We start from the raw sequence: 545 nt of genomic DNA, 5'->3' as shown, positions 1-545 counted from the left end.
CGAGGTCGCGCTCGGCCAGCCAGCTGACGAACCGGCGATAGGGTGTCGCGGCCGGCAGTTGCCGGCCTTGGTAGCAGCCGAAAATCTCGTGCAGCAGGATCGGTAGCGACCACCCGTCGAGCACGATGTGGTGGAACGTCAGCACAATTCGATGGAGGCTCTCTCCGGTGCGAAGCAGAGCAACCCGGAAGACGGGTCCGGCGGTGAGGTCACCGACCGCGGCCCGTTCGTCGGCGCAAATCCCTTCGATCCGATCATCGGCTTCGACGGCCTCGTATCGCCATACCGCCAAGGGGTGGGCCGGAATGATTTGAACCGGTTGGTCGAACTGCCGGCAGAACCGAGCGGCCAGGTTGGGGTGGCGCTCGACGACGGCGCGGACGGCGTCGTGCAGCCGGCGCGGGTCGAGTGGGCCGGCGACCGTGACGTCGAGTTGCATCGCGTACAGATCGCCGAGATCCCGAGCGGTGGTGGCGTGGAAGAGCAGTCCTTCTTGGAGTGCGGTGAGCGGCAGGATGTCGGCGGTGGTCGTGGTGGTTTTGGAG

1 protein-coding gene is annotated in these 545 nt (G+C 66.4%); it reads right to left on the bottom strand.

The features are described 5' to 3' along the window. Positions 1 to 545, bottom strand: a 545-nt coding sequence (locus tag A9X03_RS14035) for a condensation domain-containing protein (protein WP_156746559.1), incomplete at both ends; no start/stop codon positions are given.

The organism is Mycobacterium sp. E1715, assembly GCF_001667625.1.
In the GTDB taxonomy this organism is placed as follows: Bacteria; Actinomycetota; Actinomycetes; order Mycobacteriales; family Mycobacteriaceae; genus Mycobacterium.
The sequence above is the reverse complement of the archived record's forward strand: the minus strand, read 5'-3'. Positions and strand labels throughout refer to the sequence as shown.